The organism is Helicobacter sp. T3_23-1059 (assembly GCF_053654515.1).
In genome coordinates this window covers 1-2067 of record NZ_JBSIUV010000119.1, presented here as the reverse complement: position 1 = coordinate 2067, position 2067 = coordinate 1, and the positions used below count along the sequence as shown (strand labels likewise).

General features: G+C 34.3%; 7 protein-coding genes. 5 read left to right on the top strand and 2 right to left on the bottom strand.

Translation table 11 applies throughout. The features are described from left to right. Nucleotides 1-225: 225 nt before the first annotated feature. From ACWIX0_RS13395 to ACWIX0_RS13385, 3 genes are read left to right on the top strand one after another with little or no spacing between them, the layout of a single operon-like run. A complete protein-coding gene (locus ACWIX0_RS13395; protein ID WP_454174481.1) occupies nt 226-441 on the top strand; it encodes a hypothetical protein in 216 nt (71 codons plus the stop codon). Further along, on the top strand, nt 410-637 hold the full coding sequence (locus ACWIX0_RS13390) for a hypothetical protein (protein ID WP_454174480.1): 228 nt from the start codon (nt 410-412) through the stop codon (nt 635-637). The genes ACWIX0_RS13395 and ACWIX0_RS13390 overlap by 32 nt, the downstream gene beginning before the upstream one ends. Before the next feature lie 36 nt (nt 638-673). Next, nucleotides 674-877 (top strand): hypothetical protein, encoded by a 204-nt coding sequence (locus ACWIX0_RS13385; RefSeq protein ID WP_454174479.1) that lies wholly within the window; start codon nt 674-676, stop codon nt 875-877. On the opposite strand, the gene ACWIX0_RS13380 is transcribed toward ACWIX0_RS13385, so the two are convergent. Further along, a complete protein-coding gene (locus ACWIX0_RS13380; protein WP_454174478.1) occupies nt 872-1018 on the bottom strand; it encodes a hypothetical protein in 147 nt (48 codons plus the stop codon). The genes ACWIX0_RS13385 and ACWIX0_RS13380 overlap by 6 nt on opposite strands. A 58-nt stretch (nt 1019-1076) precedes the next feature. Here ACWIX0_RS13380 and ACWIX0_RS13375 point away from each other — a divergent pair, with 58 nt between their 5' ends. Both ACWIX0_RS13375 and ACWIX0_RS13370 read left to right on the top strand, forming a co-directional pair. Beyond that, the gene (locus tag ACWIX0_RS13375) at nt 1077-1325 is read left to right on the top strand and encodes a hypothetical protein (RefSeq protein ID WP_454174477.1); all 249 of its coding nucleotides are present in this window, start codon (nt 1077-1079) and stop codon (nt 1323-1325) included. Nucleotides 1326-1355: 30 nt separating this feature from the next. Next, nucleotides 1356-1568 carry a putative barnase/colicin E5 family endoribonuclease gene (locus ACWIX0_RS13370; RefSeq protein WP_454174482.1) on the top strand — a complete coding sequence of 71 codons (213 nt, stop codon included), beginning with the start codon at nt 1356-1358 and terminating at the stop codon, nt 1566-1568. 123 nt (nt 1569-1691) lie between these two features. Here the strand turns inward: ACWIX0_RS13370 and ACWIX0_RS13365 are convergent. Then, on the bottom strand, nt 1692-2067 hold a 376-nt coding region (locus tag ACWIX0_RS13365; protein ID WP_454174476.1), incomplete at its 5' end, for an IS1595 family transposase.

Sequence of the window (2067 nt, the reverse complement as noted above, 5' to 3'; positions counted from 1 at the left end):
GCTAAAAATGATAAAAGAAAATCCGCTTAAGTTGTCTTGAGCCTAAAACAAATCCAGCATACACAGATTATTATTATGTTTGCACAAGATGTGAGAAAAATACAGGCAAAACCTCGTGTTGCACAAACGCAACAAGGTGCAGAAGTTTGAACGCTCGAATGAAAAAAATTTATTTTTTTTACAAAAACAGCCGAGCTAGCAAACGCAGAATCTACCCTAAAATCTTTGCAAAATCAACTAACAACCACACAAACCGAGCTAGATTCTCTTTTGCAAACCAAGCAAGAACAAGAAAAAGAAAAGCAAGAAGCCTTAAAACAAGCCGAGCAAGAGAGTCTTTTAGCACAATGTAGCACCCCCTCCCCAAGCACAGATTTAGTAGCAATCAAACGCGTTTTAGAATCGCTAAATGCCTTGCAAGCTAAACTTTTATCTACCTAAAATCCCTTGCAAGCAAGACAAAAAAAGCAAACAAAAACAAAATCTACCCAAAGCACACCACAAGCACAACAAAAACCCACACAAAAACAACAAAACTACACAAAAACACCAAAAAGAGATATTTCGTTTGCTACGCAAACTCAATATGACAACAAAAAATTCTAACCACCTTTATTTACCACCGCTTTTTGTCTAAAATCCACGCATTATTTTTTATTAAAGGATTTTACAAATGAGCCAAAAACAAAACATACAAACGCAAATTAAGACATTGTTATTGACATCTCTATACAACAACAGCGGGGATTTAGGGCTAGAAATATGCGATAATTGCGGTTGTAGCAGTAGTGCTGATATTCGCAAAATTGCTGATTGGCTAGCAGAATGTATTTATCATTTTTTGGTTTTAAAAGGAATGATAAAAGATAAGTCATAACATAGGAGCGAGCTTACTCACAGGGGGAATCGCAGACACAGAAAGAGATGAAAATGGCAACATAAAAAGTTTCAGCCCTGAAAAATTTCTAGCAGGATTTGCAAGCGGTGCGCTAGCAGGCAAAGGACTACAAATTAGCACAAAAAGGCTAGAAAAACTTGCTAAGACAAGCCCACGCGCTAAAGCCTTACTAGAGAGAATGCAAGGCAAAAATACTAATAACGCAACAAGCCTACACAATGCTAAGATTTTAGATACAATATCAAGCCAAAAACTTGATAAAGGTAGCAATATGGATAATCAAAAATTAGCACAAGCATTTGGTAATAATTATGAGGAATTTAGAGGGCAAGGCATAAAAGCCTTTAACCATTTATCACAAGTGAGAAATGGTTTTGTCGCTGGAGCTTTTTATAGAGAGGATATTGGTAGTATTGATTTAGTATGAGGGAAAGTATGGCAAAGTGAAAATGGTAATATACAAGGATATGGACTATCAAAAATAAAGAAAAAACCCCCAGAAATAACTGCAGAAAAACTAAATGAAATTTTAACAAAAGGCGAAGTAAAAATGAGAAAAAATGAAGCCACGCAGATTTTTTACAAAGGACATAAAGTATTATTAAAACAAAATTGGAATGGCGAAAGTCTAAAAAATAAATGGATAGTAACTGCGTATGCAAAAGAATAAGAGAAAGCCCTAAGTATATCATCTAGGGCTTTAACTAAAAGGGATTATCTCCTTTTAAACTCTTAGATAGGCATTATGCCAAAAAAGTTTTTTAAAGTCAAATCCAATACAAAAAAACTAGGCTCAAGACAACTTAAGCGGTTGATTTCTTATCATTTTCAGCAAGATTTTATACAAATCTTGCTGTCTAATTTGAGTATTATACCTAAATTCTGTTTCTTTTAAGTGAAGCAAAAAATTCTCTTTTTTGATTCCTTTAAATTTGCTTAATCTATGTTTTGCATAGCCCCAGAAGTTTTCAATACCATTTATGTGATTTCTACCTTTTGCAAACTCATTTTTGCTATGTTTAACACGATAATGTGCTTTTGCGCCGAAATCTACTAATCCATCATACGCAGCCCAACAATCACTATAAAATTCTGTCTTGATAATGTCGCTTAAATCCCTTATTATAGGCAAAAGCTCATCTGCAGAGCAATGCTTTACAATTTGTGTA